This is a genomic window from Pseudomonas veronii (genome assembly GCF_002028325.1).
GTDB classification, from domain to species: Bacteria; Pseudomonadota; Gammaproteobacteria; order Pseudomonadales; family Pseudomonadaceae; genus Aquipseudomonas; species Aquipseudomonas veronii.
The window spans coordinates 5,784,435-5,799,042 of sequence record NZ_CP018420.1 but is presented as its reverse complement, the minus strand read 5'-3'; the positions used below and the strand labels follow the sequence as shown (position 1 = coordinate 5,799,042).

Below are 14,608 nucleotides of genomic sequence, written 5' to 3'. Positions count from 1 at the left end.
CTCGGGGTTGATTGCACGCCGCGCCCAACCCCTCAGAAGTGCTGAGGGGTCAGATATTACTCTGCGTGAACTTTTCGTAATACAACTGAACGCCATCAAGTGCCTGATCCACCAGCCATTGTTGGATGGATTCGACCATCGGAGGGGGCCCGCACACGTACATATCGGCCGAACTGTCCCGCCATTCGGCCAGGTCGAAATGCTCGGTGAGGTAGCCACGCTTGCCGGACCATGCGGGCGGCGGGTCGCTCAGTACTTCGGTGTAGCGAAAATCCGCGAGCGTGGACGCGTAACCCTCGATGCGCGCCGCTTCGCACAGGTCCTCGGCGCCGCGCACGCCGTAGTACAGGTGGACCGGCCGTTCGCAGGCGTTGGCCGCCAGTTCATCGAGCATGCCCAGCAACGCCGACAACCCGGTGCCGCCGGCGACCAGCACCAGCGGTCGGCTGACATGGCGCAGGTAGAACGCACCCAGCGGCGCCTCCATCAGCAGCGGATCGCCGACCTGGCAACGTTCGCGCAGGTAGTTGCTCATCACCCCGTCGGGCAGCAGGCGGATCAGAAACCGCAGCTGATTGCCCGGCCGGTTGGCGAAGGAATATGCGCGCCAACTGTTGGTGCCCGGAACCGCCAGGCGGGCGTATTGGCCCGGCAGAAAGTCCAGCGCCTGGTCCAGCTGCACTTGCAGGATCGCCGTGCCGGTCGAGACCTGCCGCACCTCGCTCACCGTGCCGCGCACCTGCACCGGCCCCGGCGCGTTGCACAGGCTGGAATCGAAGTCGAAGTAGAACGTCGCATCCGACTTCACCCGGGTCTGGCAACTGAGCATCTTGCGCTGTTGCAGATCGCGGCTGGAGAGGGCGTCCTCGTCCACATAGTCCTGGCTGTATTCGCCGCTCTCGCAGCGGCCCTGGCAGGTGCCGCACACGCCTTCGCGGCAATCCAGCGGAATCTTGATGCCATTGCGCAGGGCCGCATCCAGCAGGATTTCATGCGCGCCCACCGGGAAAAACAGCGTCTTGCCGTCGGCAAAACTGAAGGCCACTTTGTGATTCATCCCCAGTACTCCGTGGGTTCATGTGTGAACCCTTGTAGGAGCGAGCTTGCTCGCGAAAAACTCAAGGACGCCGCGTACATTCAGGATGCCCGCGTCATCGTTGACGTCCTTCGCGAGCAAGCTCGCTCCTACAAGGGGCGTTCGCCAGCGTTACAGGTGATAGAAATCCAGCACCGAGTTGATGGTGTCGTTGAGCAACAACGCGTGCTTGCGGGTGATCAGCCAGCTGTCGCCATGGGGCTTGAGGCGATAGGTCGCGTGGCCGTAGAACTGCTCCGACGTGGCCAGGCGATAGAACAGCGTGTGCCAGTTCAAGCGCACCTCCAGTGTGCCGTCCGCCTGCTCGGCGATACGCACGTTGTGGATCAGGTGCAAGGTGCGCGGCATGGGCGTGGCCGACGCCGCCTTGCCGGTGCGCAGGCGGAACACGCGGTCTTCCAGGCCCGAGCGGTTGGCGTAATAGATCAGCGACATTTCGCGCTTGGGGTCGCGGGTGTAGACGTGTTCGGAGTCCCATTGCGGCAGGTGGAATTCGCTCTGCGGGTCGAACAGCTGCACGTAGGCGTCCCAGTCCTGGGCGTCGCACAGCTCGGATTTGCGATAGAAAAATTGCTCGATCCGGTACTGCAATGGCGCATTCATCATTCCACCTCCCGCAGCTTCAGCGCGCGTTGGTCGAGGCCCTTGAGCAGGAACTGCTGCCAGTTGCGGTGCTGGTTGACGTACAAGCCTTCGTGGGTAAATTCGGTGCCGGTCATGGCGGGCTGGATGCCGAGGGCTTCGCTGTTCGGCGTCGGCCCGGTGGCCCAGCGGTGGCTGCCGCGTGAGATATCGCTCCAGCGCTCCAGGCGGCCCTGGAAACCGCGCTGGGCCTCGCGAAACTCCACCAGATCGTCCGGCGTGCCCATGCCCGAGACGTTGAAGAAGTCCTCGAACTGGCGGATGCGGTTTTCCCGGTCGGCGTCGGACTCGTGCTTCACCCCCAGGCACTGGCTGATGATCTCGGTCTTGTTCCACGCCAACGGGCGGATGATGCGCAACTGCGAGCTGATCTGGTCGAGGAAGAACAGGCTCGGGTAGATGTTCAGGTTGCGCAGGCGATGCATCATCCACTCGGCTTTTGGCTGGCCGTGTTCTGCCACCAGGCGCGGCATGATGGTGGCGTAGCCGGAGCGTACCGTGGGGTTGGGCATGTCGCTGAACAACAGGCTGTGGCCATTGTTGAAGGCGAACCAGCCGTCGTCGGTATTCGCGTCGCCGGCGCCGAGTTTGCTGTAGTCCAGCGTCGTGCCGGCCGCGGTGCCGTTCGCGGTATTGACCTGCTGGCGGTGCTGCACCGTGGCCACATAGTTGTAGTGGACGGTGCTGACGTGATAACCGTCCAGGCCGTTTTCGTTCTGCAGCTTCCAGTTGCCGTCGTAGGTGTAGGCGGACTTGCCCGGCAGCACCTCCAGCTCACCGGTGGCGGACTGGGCGACCATCATGTCGAAAAACACTTTGGCGTCGCCGAGGAAGTCTTCCAGGCTGTCGGTGCCGTTCACGTCCAGGCTGATAAACACAAAGCCTTTGTAGCTGTCGATGCGCGCCTTTTTCAGGCCGCGCGTGGCCTTGTCGAAACCTTCCGGGTATTCCCCCGGCGCCTTGACCTTCACCAGCCGGCCGTCGCTCTTGTAGCACCAGGCGTGGAACGGGCAGGTGAAGGTCGACTGGTTGCCCTTGCCGACGCGGGTGAGGGTGGTGCCGCGATGCTGGCAGGCGTTGACCAGCGCGTTGAGTTGGCCGTCGCCGTCGCGGGTGATGATCATCGGCTGGCGCCCGGCGCGCATCGTCACGAAATCGTGGTTATTCGCCAGTTCGCTTTCGTGGCAGGCGTAGATCCAGTTCTTCTCGAAGATCAGTTCCATCTCCAGGTCGAACAGTTGCGGCTCGGTGAACATGTCGCGGGCGATGCGGAACACTTCATCGGCGGGGCGGAAATCCAGGCAGCTGTCGATGAAGCTTTTCCATTGCTCGACGCTTCTTGCACCACTCATGGGACGCACCTTTTGATAATGGCTGAACGGGTCAGCCATTAAGCGACTGCGCCGAGACGGCGGGCTATCCGCTTAATGGGCGAAGGCGGGCCGGATAGTTGGGCATGAAATACCCACGCCGGTGCAGGGCGGTGACGCGATGCGCTACTGTCATGCAGGGCGGTGCGCGCAGAAGTCGGTGGTTTATCCACATAGTCGAGCGTTGTTATCCACCCAGCAGTGAGACTGCCGCCGTGGCGCAGAACTTGCTGTCGATCTGTCACGACGCGCCGCCAGAGCGCGCAACCGCCTAACCGCCGTGGGTGCAGCCTGATGAGTAGCCATACACGCGATATCCGTATCGAACGCTTCGACCTGGAGGGCGCCCGCAGCTGGATGTCCGGCATCTGCGGGCCGCACCGCCTGGCGACGGCCACGCCCGAGCGCCTGCGTTTCCATCACAGCGCCAACGTGTTCAAGTCCCGCGCCACCACCTTGGGCGTGATCGAATACGGCACCGACGTGACCATCGACATCGAGGACGCCGAACACTTCAGCAGCTACAGCCTGAGCCTGCCTCTGGTGGGCGAGCAGGAGTTGAGCAAGAACGGCGAGCGCTTGAGTTCCAACCGCGATCAAGGCGTGATCATCTCGCCCAACGAGCACCAGGTGCTGGCGATTTCCGGCGATTGCCGCAAGTTGCAGGTGGTGATTACGCGGGCGGCGATGAGCGAGTCGCTGGAAGGCTTGCTGCAACGGCCGATCGAGGCGCCGCTGCGTTTCGAACCGGTGATGGACGCGGTGGACGGCGCCCCGGCCTCGTGGTGGCGCATGGCGCGTTACTTTATCGCAGAGCTTGCGCGCAGCAGCGAGTTGTACGAGCAGGCGGCGTTTACCCGCGACCTGGAAAGCTCATTGATCAAGGGCCTGATCCTTGCCCAGCCGAATAATTACTCAGAGGAACTGCGCGACGTACTTGGCGTGAAGCTGCCGCACTACTTGATCCGCGCCCGCCAGCACATTCACGACAACGCCCGCGAAGCGGTGCATCTGGAAGACCTGGAAGCCGCCGCCGGGGTCTCGCGGTTCAAGCTGTTCGATGCGTTTCGCAAATACTTCGCGCTGTCGCCGATGGCTTACCTGAAAAAGTATCGGCTGGGGGCGGTGCGCCAGGAGATCCTCGAACACGGCTCCACCCGCACCATCTCCGAGATTGCCCTGGGCTGGGGCTTCACCCACCTGGGGCGGTTCTCGGCGGAGTATCGCAAGCTGTTCGATGAGTCGCCGAGCCAAACTTTGCAGCGCAAGCGCCTGCGCACTGTCTAAAAAACACCGCAGATCAAATGTAGGAGGGGGCTTGCCCCCGATGGCGGTGTGTCAGTCAGTAGATGTGTGGGCTGTCACACCGCTATCGGGGGCAAGCCCCCTCCCACATTTGATCTGCAGTGCCTGGGAGATTTCAGATCAGTTCTTCAACCAACTGCAAACAATGATTCAGCCCCGGCGACTGATCATTCACCCGCCGGCTGAGAATAATCGGCGAGGTCGCGGTGGCTTCCACCACCGGCGTGTAGCCGATGTCCGCGCGATGCAGCACCTGCACCGACGCCGGCACCAGCGTCACGCCCATGCCCGCGCCGACCAGGCCGATGGCGGTCTGCAACTCGTTGGTCCACTGCGCCACCTTGAGGCTCAAACCGTGGGCGTCGAACAGCGCGATCACATGGTCGGCATAACTGGGCCGCGGGTTGCCGGGGTAGAGCACAAACGGCTCGGCGGCCAATTGGGCGAGGGTGGCGGGCGCGCCCAGCAAGGCGTGGCCGGCGGGCAACACCGCAACCAGGCGGTCCTCGACCAGCACCCGCTGGACGATGGCCGGGTCATCGATGCGAATCCGCCCGAAGCCCACGTCGATCCGCCCGGCCTTGAGCGCTTCGACCTGCTGCAAGGTGGTCATTTCCGACAGCCCCAGTTCCAGTTCCAGCGCGTCGTGGTTGCGCAGCCGCCGAATCAGCTCGGGCAGCACGCCATACAAGGTCGACGGCGCAAAACCGATACCCAGCCAGGTCTTCTCGCCCTGGCCGATACGCCGGGTGGTGTCGCAGACCTTGCCCAACTGCTCCAGCAGCACAGTGGCGTGTTCATAGAAAAACCGCCCGGCCTCGGTCAGCCGCAGCGGTCGGCCGCGCTCGAGCAGTATCACGCCCAATTCATCCTCCAATTGCTGGATCTGTCGGCTCAACGGCGGCTGGGCGATGTGCAGGCGTTCGGCGGCGCGGGTGAAGTTGAGGGTTTCGCCCAGCACCTGGAAATAGCGCAGATGTCGCAGTTCCATGACAGCTCCTTTGATACCTTGAAGGTATTGTGCGAGACCAATTCTATATTGGAAGCCAAGAAAAATGCGGCACAGAATCGGCTCAAATCTATAAAGAACCCAACGGGTATAGCCATGCCGATTTGTGCCATCGAGTCGATCGAAACCATCATCGTCGACCTCCCCACTATCCGCCCGCACAAGCTGGCGATGCACACGATGCAGAACCAGACCCTGGTGATCGTCCGCCTGCGTTGCGCCGACGGCATCGAAGGCCTCGGCGAAGCCACCACCATCGGCGGCCTGAGCTACGGCAACGAAAGCCCCGACAGCATCAAGATCAACATCGACCGCCACTTCGCCCCGCTGCTGATCGGCCAGGACGCGAACAACATCAATGCCGCCATGTTGCGCCTGGCGCGCAGCATTCGCGGCAACACCTTCGCCAAGTCCGCCGTCGAAAGCGCCTTGCTCGATGCGCTGGGCAAACGCCTGCACCTGCCGGTCAGCGAACTGCTCGGCGGCCGTGTGCGCGATGCGTTGCCGGTGGCCTGGACCCTGGCCAGCGGCAACACCGAGCAGGACATTGCCGAAGCCGAGAAGATGCTCGACCTGCGCCGTCACCGCGTCTTCAAATTGAAGATCGGCGCCGGTGAGGTCAGTGCCGACCTGGCCCATGTGATCGCGATCAAAAAAGCCCTGGGCGAGCGCGCCAGCGTGCGCGTCGATGTCAACCAGGCCTGGGATGAAGCCGTTGCCCTGCGCGCCTGCAAGGTGCTCGGCGACAACGCTATCGACCTGATCGAACAGCCGATCTCGCGCAACAACCGCGCTGGCATGGCCCGGCTTCAGCTGTCGAGCCCGGTGCCGATCATGGCCGACGAATCCATCGAATGTGTCGAGGACGCTTTCAACCTGGCCCGCGAAGGCGCGGCTTCGGTGTTCGCCCTCAAGATCGCCAAGAACGGCGGCCCGCGCGCGGTGTTGCGCACGGCCGCGATTGCCGAAGCGGCCGGGATCGGCCTGTACGGCGGCACCATGCTCGAAGGCGGCCTCGGCACCCTGGCCTCGGCTCATGCGTTTCTCACCCTGGACACACTGGCGTGGGGCACCGAGCTGTTCGGCCCGCTGCTGCTCACCGAAGACATCCTCACCGAGCCGCTGGTGTACCGCGATTTCCAGCTGCATGTCAGCACCGCACCGGGCCTGGGCCTGGCCATCGATGAAGAGCGCCTGGCGTTCTTCCGTCGTGACAACCACTAAGAGGCGCCTGCCATGTTGTTCCACGTAAAAATGAGCGTACACCTGCCCGTCGACATGAACCCCGAACGTGCCGCCAGCCTCAAGGCCGACGAAAAAGCCCTGGCGCAGCGCCTGCAGCAAGAGGGCAAATGGCGCCATCTGTGGCGCATCGCCGGGCTTTACGCCAACTACAGCGTGTTCGATGTCGACAGCGTGCAGGAACTGCACGACCTGCTGATGCAACTGCCGCTTTATCCCTACATGGCCATCGAAGTGAATGCGCTGTGCCGGCACCCGTCGTCGATCCACGCGGACGACCGCTGAGCCTGTTTTATCCCCAATAATTACAAGATGAGGATTGCACCATGTCCATCCGACTGTCCCAGACTGCCCATGCCCAACAGTTTCTCGAAGAAGCCAGCGGCCACCACAGCGAAAGCGGCAACCCGCGCACCAAGACGCTGATCTACCGGATCCTGCGGGACACGGTGAACATCATCGAAGACCTGGAAGTCACCCCCGAAGAGTTCTGGGCGGCGGTCAACTACCTCAATGAATTGGGTCAACACCAGGAAGCCGGTTTGCTCGCCGCCGGGCTCGGCCTGGAGCATTACCTGGACCTGTTGATGGACGCCGCCGACGAAGAGGCCGGCAAAACCGGCGGCACCCCGCGCACCATCGAAGGCCCGCTGTATGTGGCGGGGGCGCCGCTGTCGAAATACGAAGCGCGCCTGGACGACGGCCAGGACCCGGGCGTGCCGCTGTTCATGCGCGGCCAGGTACGGGACACGCAGGGCAAGCCGTTGGCCGGGGCGATTGTCGATGTGTGGCAGGCCAATACAGGCGGCACTTACTCCTGGTTCGACACCGCGCAGTCGGAATTCAACCTGCGCCGCCGCATCGAGACCGATGCCCAGGGCAACTTCCGTTTTCGCAGCATCGTGCCGTCGGGTTATGGCTGCCCGCCGACCGGGCCGACCCAGCAGTTGCTCAATCAGTTGGGACGCCACGGGCAGCGGCCGGCGCATATTCACTTCTTCATCTCGGCGCCGGGGCATCGGCACCTGACCACGCAGATCAACCTGTCGGACGACCCGTACCTGCACGATGATTTTGCCTACGCGACACGGGATGAATTGATTGCCGAAATTCGCTTCAGCGACGATCAGCACCTGGCGCGGGAACTGGGTGTGGAAGGGCGTTTTGCGCAGATCGATTTTGACTTCGAGGTGCAGCTTGCCGATGCGCCGCTGGAGCAAAAGCGCATGCAGCGCGTGCGTGCATTGGAAGATTGATCAACGCGGTCAAAAAATGTGGGAGGGAGCTTGCTCCCGATAGCGGCGGATCAGTAAACATTTAACTGACTGACACACGGCTATCGGGGGCAAGCCACCCTCCCACATTGTTTTGTGGTGTGGCTGACTATTTGCGCAGCACTAGGTCCAACACTTCATCGCGATCCTTGATCTTCTGCAACACGATCTCCGAACGGATATCCATCACCCCCGCCGTGCGGTTCAGGTGGTTCACGATAAAGTCCGAAAAGTGCTTGAGGTTGCGCGCCTGCACCCGCAGCACGTAGTTGCTGGCGCCGGTGATCACGTAGGCGCTGGCCACTTCCGGCCAGCCTTGCACCTTCTGGATAAACGTCTCGTGCCAGTCCTCCACGTCCTGGCGCACCGACAGGTGGACGATGGCCTCGAGTTCGATCCCCAACCGCTCGGCATTCAACACCGCCCGATAGCCGCTGATGATGCCTTCGCTTTCCAACAGGCGCAGACGGCGCAGGCAGGCGGAGGGCGACAGCGCGACTTTTTCTGCGAGTTCCTGGTTGCTGATACGGCCGTCCTGTTGCAGGAAATGCAGGAGGCGCAGGTCGGTGGCGTCGAGAATCATGCTTAGAATAAATCCGCGTGTTTTCGGTTGAACTTCGAATTTCCTACAGCTTAATTAGCCTGTTGCCCACAACTTTGCACGAAAATTCTCTAAAACTTCGCTCATTATTTACGGCATCTTCACTTATAAAAACCAGGACAGCCCATGATCACTCGAAGCCATTGCCAAGCCCTTGACGACCAGGACCGGTTGGCGCCGCTGCGCCACCAGTTCGCCTTGCCGCAGGGGGTGATCTACCTTGACGGCAACTCCCTCGGCGCACGTCCGGTGGCCGCGCTTGCGCGGGCGCAGCAGGTGATCGCCGAGGAGTGGGGCAATGGCTTGATTCGCAGCTGGAACAGCGCGGGTTGGGCGGACTTGTCCCAGCGCCTGGGTAATCGCCTGGCACCGTTGATCGGCGCGGGGGAGGGCGAAGTGGTGATCACCGATACCACTTCCATCAACCTGTTCAAGGTGCTCAGCGCCGCCTTGAGCGTGCAGCGCCAACGCGCGCCGCAGCGCAAGGTGATCGTCAGCGAAGCGAGCAACTTCCCCACCGACCTGTACATCGCCGAAGGCCTCGCCGAACTGCTGCAACAGGGCTATTCGCTGCGCCTGGTCAACAGCCCGGACGAACTGCCCCAGGCCATCGACCCGGACGTGGCGGTGGTGATGCTCACCCACGTCAACTACAAGACCGGCTACATGTACGACATGCACGCGCTCACCACGTTGAGCCACGAGTGCGGCGCGCTGAGTCTCTGGGACCTGGCGCATTCGGCAGGTGCGGTGCCCATCGACCTGCATCGGGCCGGCGCCGATTATGCGATCGGTTGCACCTACAAATACCTCAATGGCGGCCCTGGCTCCCAGGCGTTCGTGTGGGTCAACCCGGCGCTGGTGGACGTGGTGCGCCAGCCGTTGTCGGGCTGGTTCGGGCATACCCGGCAGTTCGCCATGGAGACGCGTTATGCACCGAGTGCCGGCATCGCCCGTTACCTGTGCGGCACCCAGCCGATCACCTCGCTGGCCATGGTGGAGTGCGGCCTGGAGATTTTCGAACAGACCGACATGGCCAGCCTGCGCAGTAAATCCCTGGCCTTGACCGACCTGTTTATCGCATTGGTCGAAGCCCGCTGCGCCGCCCATGGCCTGGTGTTGATCACCCCGCGCGAGCACGCCAGACGCGGCAGCCATGTGAGTTTCGAACACCCTGAAGGTTATGCGGTGATCCAGGCACTGATTGCCCGTGGAGTGATTGGCGACTATCGCGAGCCGCGCATCATGCGTTTTGGTTTTACGCCGCTGTACACCTGCTTTACCGAAGTGTGGGACGCCGTGGAAATCCTCGGTGAGATCCTCGACAACCGCACCTGGGACCAGGCGCAATTCAAGGTCCGTAACAGCGTCACCTGAATAAACACAGACAACAATGGGGGGGCCCGATAGCGCTGTATCAGCGTGTGAATCCGGCGACCGACACACCGCCATCGGGGGCTTGCCCCCGATGGCGGCGGATCAGTCACCTAGGTATCGACTGAAAGACTGCTATATGGGGTCTGCGGTGTTCATCCACTGAGTGCCTGACGCAGGCTCAATGTGGGAGGGGGCTTGCCCCCGATGGCGGCGGATCGGTCACCTAGGTATCGACTGAAAGACTGCTATATGGGGCTGCGGTGTTCATCCACTGAGTGCCTGACGCAGGCTCAATGTGGGAGGGGGCTTGCCCCCGATGGCGGCGGATCAGTCACCTAGGTATCGACTGAAAGACTGCTATATGGGGCTGCGGTGTTCATCCACTGAGTGCCTGACGCAGGCTCAATGTGGGAGGGGGCTTGCCCCCGATGGCGGCGGATCAGTCACCTAGGTATCGACTGAAAGACTGCTATATGGGGTCTGCGGTGTTCATCCACTGAGTGCCTGACGCAGGCTCAATGTGGGAGGGGGCTTGCCCCCGATGGCGGCGGATCGGTCACCTAGGTATCGACTGAAAGACTGCTATATGGGGCTGCGGTGTTCATCCACTGAGTGCCTGACGCAGGCTCAATGTGGGAGGGGGCTTGCCCCCGATGGCGGCGGGTCAGTCACCTAGGTCTCGACTGAAAGACTGCTATCACCAGCAAGCCCCCTCCCACAGGGGATCTGCGGCAACAGACAAATCGTGCAATCACAACAATAAGGGGCACACCACGTGACCACGCCAAACGACGGCTTTGCAGAAATCACCCACCGCGAACTGGGCCTGAGGCGCCAGCTCACTTCCGGCCAGATGAGCATGATCGCCATCGGTGGCGCCATCGGCACCGGGCTGTTCATGGGCAGCGCCTATGCCATCGGCTATGCCGGGCCCAGCGTGCTGCTGAGTTACGCCATTGGAGCGTTGATCACCTTGCTGCTGATGGGCTGCCTGGCGGAGATGACGGTGGCCCATTCCACCTCCGGCTCCTTCGGGGCCTACGCCGAGTTCTACATCAGCCCGCTGGCCGGGTTCCTGGTGCGCTACGCCTATTGGGCGGCGATTGTGCTGGCGGTGGGCGCCGAGGTCACGGCGGTGGCGATGTACATGAAGTACTGGTTCGCCAACGTGCCGGAGTGGGTGTGGATCGTGTCGTTCTCCAGCGTGCTGATCCTGCTCAATGCCATCAGCGTGAAAACCTTCGGCAACTTCGAATACTGGTTTTCGACGATCAAGATCAGCGCCATCGTCGGCTTCATCCTCCTCGCGGTGTACGTGGTGTTCGGCTCCGGTAACCCGCAGTACGGGGTGCAGAACTACACGGCCCACGACGGCTTTTTCCCGCATGGCTTGAGCGGTATGTGGATCGCAGTGATCGTCTCGATCTTCAGCTACTTGAGCGTAGAGATGATCGCCGTCGCCGCCGGTGAAGCGGCCGACCCGGAGCAGGCGGTGAAGAAAGCCTTTCGCGCGACCATCGTGCGCCTGGTGGTGTTTTACCTGCTGACCCTGGCGCTGATGCTGGCCATCGTGCCGTGGAACCAGGCCGGGCAGACGCAGAGCCCGTTCGTCACGGTGATGCAGACCCTCGGCATTCCCGGCGCCACCGGGGTGATGAATTTCGTGATCCTGATCGCGGCGCTGTCAGCGATGAACAGCCAGCTCTACATCACCACACGCATGATGTTCAGCCTGTCCCGCGCCGGCTTTGCGCCCACGTCCATGGGCGCGTTGAGCAAGAGCGGCATCCCGCTGAACGCCTTGTTGCTGTCCAGCTCGGGCATCGGCCTGGCGACCTTGCTTAACGTGGTCTACCCGGAAAGCTCGTTCACGCTGATGATGGCGATCTCGATGTTCGGCGCGATCTTCACCTGGTTCATGATCTTCCTGACGCACCTGTTCTTCCGCCGTTATCGCAAGCGTCATGGCGGGGCGAAGTTGTCGTTCCAGCTGCGCCTGTTTCCCTACAGCACGCTGCTGGGCCTGGTGCTGATGGGCGCGGTGATGATCACCACGTATTTCACCGACGCGTTCAAGATGACCTTGGTGTTCGGCGTGCCGTTCCTGCTGATTCTGTCGGCGGTGTATTACGGATTTTTCCGCAAGGGCAGGGCCAAGGCGTCGAGCAAGGCCCTGGCATAACCCGGCAGGTGTTCGAACGAGCGCGCGCATAACAGCAGCGTTCGACAGGCCCAAGCTTCTCGCAACGGCTGGGCCTTGACGCGCTGCGCCCACGGCCAGCGCGCCAGCGCCGCCTGGGGCACGATCCCCAGGCCCGCGCCGCGTGCGACCATGCGCAGCACGCCGTCAAAACCCTCGGCGCGGATCCGCGTGTGCAAGCGAAACCCCGCGTGCAACGCCTGTTCTTCCAGGTACACCGCCAGCGCGCTGTGGGCGGCCAGGCCCACATAGTCGTAATGCAGACTGTCGATAAAACTCACCGTACTTGCCGCCAACGGATGCTCCAGCGGCATGACCAGCACCAGCGGATCGTCGCGAAACGCCAGGGTCTGCAAGCCGTGGGTGTCCACCGCGTCGGAGATGATCCCGAGGTCTGCGGTGCCCTGGCGCAAGGCCTGGGTGATGCGCAGGCTGGGCAGTTCCTGCAGGTCGATGTCCAGGTTGGGATGGTCTCGCAGGAAATCCGCGAGCAGTTCCGGCAGGTATTCGCTGAGGGCGGTGGTGTTGCACAGCAGGCGCACCTGGCCTTTGACGCCGTTGGCGTATTCCGCCAGGTCCTGTTGCAGGTGCTCGGCCTGTTGCAGCAACAGCCGGGCATGACGCGCCAAGGCCTGGCCTGCGGCCGTCGGCGTGACGCCACGGCGGCCGCGTTCAAGGCATTCAACCCCGAGCGCAGCTTCCATCGCGCGGATGCGCGCGCTGGCGGCGGCCAGGGACAAGTGGCTGCGGCTGGCGCCGGCGGTGATGTTGCCGGCATCGAGGACGTGCAGGTAGAGGCGCAGGTCGATCAGGTCAAAGTGCATGGCTGGAAGATTTCCTTTCGCTGGACTGACGCTATCGCGAGCAAGCCCGCTCCCACACTTGGAATGCATTTCAACAGTGGGAGGGGGCTTGCCCGCGATGGCGGCATCAGCCTCATGCAAAACAAGAGGCTGCCTCAGTATATGGTGAATTTTCGCGCCCAGCGAAAAGCCCCACACTCGGCCGATGACAACCTTCCTCGCGTTCTACCAAAACCTCGGCCCCGCCCTGACCCTGCTGGTGATCGGCACCTTCCTGCTGGCCGGCACCGTCAAAGGTGTGATCGGCCTGGGCCTGCCCACCGTCGCCATGGGCTTGCTCGGCCTGGCTATGTTGCCGGCGCAGGCTGCGGCGTTGCTGATCATCCCTTCGACGGTGACCAACCTCTGGCAACTGGCTTTCGGCGGCCACTTGAGCGTGTTGCTCAAGCGCTTGTGGCCGCTGTTGCTGTTGATTGTCCTCGGCACCGGGTTGGGCACGCTGTGGCTGGGAATGGGCAGTGGCGCCGGGGTGGTGCGCGCGTTGGGCGCGGCCTTGCTGGTGTATGCGTTGAGTGGGCTGTTCCTGCCCGCATTCAAGGTGAAGCCCGCGACCGAGCGTTGGTTGGCGCCGGTGTGTGGGCTGGTCACCGGCCTGATCACCTCGGCCACCGGCGTCTTCGTGATTCCGGCTGTGCCGTATCTGCAAGCGCTGGGGTTGAATCGCGATCAGTTGGTGCAGGCGTTGGGGCTGTCGTTCAGCGTGTCGACACTGGCGCTGGCGGCCGGGTTGGCCTGGCGCGGCAGCCTCGGCGGCGGCGAGATCAATGCCTCGTTGTTGGCGCTGGCGCCGGCCTTGTTGGGCATGTGGCTGGGGCAGGCGTTGCGCCAACGGATCGGTGCCGTGTTGTTCAAGCGGGTGTTTTTTATCGGCATGGCGCTGTTGGGCGCGCATCTGTTGATCAGTGGATAAAGGCAACAATAGAGTTAGATTCGTGACTTTTAGTCAAATGTATTTTGCCGCGCCAAGGCTTATTCCGCGCAAGGCACATCGATACCCTGCCTTCAGACATTTTTAATCTCAAGGCGCTCCCCCATGAAAAAAGTCCTGCTGCTCAACGGCGGTAAAAAATTCGCCCACTCCGACGGTCGCTACAACAGCACCCTGCATGACGCCGCCGTGGCTGTGCTCGACCGTGGCGGTATCGACGTCAAGGTCACGCATATCGATGAAGGCTACGACGTCGCCGAAGAAGTCGCCAAATTCCTCTGGGCCGACGTGATCATCTACCAGATGCCCGGCTGGTGGATGGGCGCGCCGTGGATCGTGAAGAAGTACATCGACGAAGTCTTCACCGAAGGCCACGGCAGCCTCTACGCCAGCGATGGCCGTACCCGTTCCGACGCCTCGCAGAAATACGGCAGCGGCGGCCTGATCCACGGCAAGCAATACATGTTGTCGCTGACCTGGAACGCCCCGCAGCAAGCCTTCGACGACCCGAGCGATTTCTTTGAGGGCAAAGGTGTGGACGCGGTGTACTTCGCGTTTCACAAGGCCAATGAGTTCCTCGGCATGACGGCCTTGCCGACGTTCCTCTGCGTGGACGTCATGAAGCGCCCGGCCATCGACGCCGACGTGGCGCGCTACGAGCAGCATCTGGCGCAGGTGTTCGACCTCTCGGTGTAAGCTGC

General features: G+C 62.4%; 14 protein-coding genes. 8 read left to right on the top strand and 6 right to left on the bottom strand.

All coding sequences use genetic code 11. The features are described from left to right. Positions 1–49 precede the first annotated feature (49 nt). The 3 genes from antC to antA all read right to left on the bottom strand — a co-directional run bounded on the left by antC (position 50) and on the right by antA (position 3,090). Positions 50–1,057: an anthranilate 1,2-dioxygenase electron transfer component AntC gene (gene antC / locus PverR02_RS26615; protein WP_079444693.1), complete on the bottom strand. Its 1,008-nt coding sequence runs from the start codon at positions 1,055–1,057 to the stop codon at positions 50–52. A 150-nt stretch (positions 1,058–1,207) separates the two neighbouring features. Beyond that, a complete protein-coding gene (gene antB, locus PverR02_RS26610; protein ID WP_017849473.1) occupies positions 1,208–1,699 on the bottom strand; it encodes an anthranilate 1,2-dioxygenase small subunit in 492 nt (163 codons plus the stop codon). Then, positions 1,699–3,090 (bottom strand): anthranilate 1,2-dioxygenase large subunit, encoded by a 1,392-nt coding sequence (antA, locus tag PverR02_RS26605; RefSeq protein ID WP_079444692.1) that lies wholly within the window; start codon positions 3,088–3,090, stop codon positions 1,699–1,701. Before antA ends, antB begins: the two co-directional genes overlap by 1 nt. 312 nt (positions 3,091–3,402) lie before the next feature. Between antA and PverR02_RS26600 the strand changes: the two genes are divergently transcribed. Next, entirely contained in the window at positions 3,403–4,395 is a 993-nt protein-coding gene (locus PverR02_RS26600; RefSeq protein WP_046382074.1) for an AraC family transcriptional regulator, read from the top strand. Positions 4,396–4,528: 133 nt separating this feature from the next. Here PverR02_RS26600 and PverR02_RS26595 read toward each other — a convergent pair whose 3' ends face one another. Further along, on the bottom strand, positions 4,529–5,404 hold the full coding sequence (locus tag PverR02_RS26595; protein ID WP_017849470.1) for a LysR family transcriptional regulator: 876 nt from the start codon (positions 5,402–5,404) through the stop codon (positions 4,529–4,531). Positions 5,405–5,518: 114 nt separating this feature from the next. Here PverR02_RS26595 and PverR02_RS26590 point away from each other — a divergent pair, with 114 nt between their 5' ends. The 3 genes from PverR02_RS26590 to catA are packed head-to-tail and all read left to right on the top strand — an operon-like array spanning position 5,519 to position 7,920. Next, on the top strand, positions 5,519–6,646 hold the full coding sequence (locus tag PverR02_RS26590; RefSeq protein WP_079444691.1) for a muconate cycloisomerase family protein: 1,128 nt from the start codon (positions 5,519–5,521) through the stop codon (positions 6,644–6,646). 12 nt (positions 6,647–6,658) lie between these two features. Continuing rightward, on the top strand, positions 6,659–6,949 hold the full coding sequence (gene catC / locus PverR02_RS26585; RefSeq protein ID WP_017849468.1) for a muconolactone Delta-isomerase: 291 nt from the start codon (positions 6,659–6,661) through the stop codon (positions 6,947–6,949). A gap of 41 nt (positions 6,950–6,990) precedes the next feature. Beyond that, positions 6,991–7,920 carry a catechol 1,2-dioxygenase gene (catA, locus tag PverR02_RS26580; RefSeq protein WP_079444690.1) on the top strand — a complete coding sequence of 310 codons (930 nt, stop codon included), beginning with the start codon at positions 6,991–6,993 and terminating at the stop codon, positions 7,918–7,920. Positions 7,921–8,047: 127 nt separating this feature from the next. Here catA and PverR02_RS26575 read toward each other — a convergent pair whose 3' ends face one another. Further along, a complete protein-coding gene (locus tag PverR02_RS26575) occupies positions 8,048–8,521 on the bottom strand; it encodes an Lrp/AsnC family transcriptional regulator (RefSeq protein WP_017849466.1) in 474 nt (157 codons plus the stop codon). 144 nt (positions 8,522–8,665) lie between these two features. On the opposite strand from PverR02_RS26575, the gene kynU reads away from it, so the two are divergent. Together kynU and PverR02_RS26565 are read left to right on the top strand one after the other, a co-directional pair. Then, positions 8,666–9,916, top strand: a complete 1,251-nt coding sequence (gene kynU, locus PverR02_RS26570; protein ID WP_017849465.1) for a kynureninase — start codon at positions 8,666–8,668, stop codon at positions 9,914–9,916. Positions 9,917–10,691: 775 nt separating this feature from the next. Further along, positions 10,692–12,098 (top strand): amino acid permease, encoded by a 1,407-nt coding sequence (locus PverR02_RS26565; protein WP_046488211.1) that lies wholly within the window; start codon positions 10,692–10,694, stop codon positions 12,096–12,098. Here PverR02_RS26565 and PverR02_RS26560 read toward each other — a convergent pair. Further along, on the bottom strand, positions 12,044–12,940 hold the full coding sequence (locus PverR02_RS26560; protein WP_046488209.1) for a LysR substrate-binding domain-containing protein: 897 nt from the start codon (positions 12,938–12,940) through the stop codon (positions 12,044–12,046). The two genes, PverR02_RS26565 and PverR02_RS26560, sit on opposite strands and share 55 nt — an antisense overlap. Before the next feature lie 184 nt (positions 12,941–13,124). Here PverR02_RS26560 and PverR02_RS26555 point away from each other — a divergent pair, with 184 nt between their 5' ends. Both PverR02_RS26555 and PverR02_RS26550 read left to right on the top strand, forming a co-directional pair. Further along, positions 13,125–13,889: a sulfite exporter TauE/SafE family protein gene (locus tag PverR02_RS26555; protein WP_079444689.1), complete on the top strand. Its 765-nt coding sequence runs from the start codon at positions 13,125–13,127 to the stop codon at positions 13,887–13,889. A 123-nt stretch (positions 13,890–14,012) separates the two neighbouring features. Further along, entirely contained in the window at positions 14,013–14,603 is a 591-nt protein-coding gene (locus tag PverR02_RS26550) for an NAD(P)H-dependent oxidoreductase (RefSeq protein WP_046382082.1), read from the top strand. Positions 14,604–14,608: the final 5 nt, after the last annotated feature.

What these genes read in the sequence shown, in the direction of transcription:
- kynU (WP_017849465.1), top strand. Translation starts at nt 8,666, where the DNA reads ATGATCACTCGAAGCCATTGCCAAGCCCTTGACGACCAGGACCGGTTG.
- PverR02_RS26595 (WP_017849470.1), bottom strand. Translation starts at nt 5,404, where the DNA reads ATGGAACTGCGACATCTGCGCTATTTCCAGGTGCTGGGCGAAACCCTC.
- antB (WP_017849473.1), bottom strand. Translation starts at nt 1,699, where the DNA reads ATGAATGCGCCATTGCAGTACCGGATCGAGCAATTTTTCTATCGCAAA.
- PverR02_RS26600 (WP_046382074.1), top strand. Translation starts at nt 3,403, where the DNA reads ATGAGTAGCCATACACGCGATATCCGTATCGAACGCTTCGACCTGGAG.
- antC (WP_079444693.1), bottom strand. Translation starts at nt 1,057, where the DNA reads ATGAATCACAAAGTGGCCTTCAGTTTTGCCGACGGCAAGACGCTGTTT.
- PverR02_RS26550 (WP_046382082.1), top strand. Translation starts at nt 14,013, where the DNA reads ATGAAAAAAGTCCTGCTGCTCAACGGCGGTAAAAAATTCGCCCACTCC.
- PverR02_RS26590 (WP_079444691.1), top strand. Translation starts at nt 5,519, where the DNA reads ATGCCGATTTGTGCCATCGAGTCGATCGAAACCATCATCGTCGACCTC.
- PverR02_RS26575 (WP_017849466.1), bottom strand. Translation starts at nt 8,521, where the DNA reads ATGATTCTCGACGCCACCGACCTGCGCCTCCTGCATTTCCTGCAACAG.
- PverR02_RS26560 (WP_046488209.1), bottom strand. Translation starts at nt 12,940, where the DNA reads ATGCACTTTGACCTGATCGACCTGCGCCTCTACCTGCACGTCCTCGAT.
- PverR02_RS26555 (WP_079444689.1), top strand. Translation starts at nt 13,125, where the DNA reads ATGACAACCTTCCTCGCGTTCTACCAAAACCTCGGCCCCGCCCTGACC.
- catC (WP_017849468.1), top strand. Translation starts at nt 6,659, where the DNA reads ATGTTGTTCCACGTAAAAATGAGCGTACACCTGCCCGTCGACATGAAC.
- catA (WP_079444690.1), top strand. Translation starts at nt 6,991, where the DNA reads ATGTCCATCCGACTGTCCCAGACTGCCCATGCCCAACAGTTTCTCGAA.
- antA (WP_079444692.1), bottom strand. Translation starts at nt 3,090, where the DNA reads ATGAGTGGTGCAAGAAGCGTCGAGCAATGGAAAAGCTTCATCGACAGC.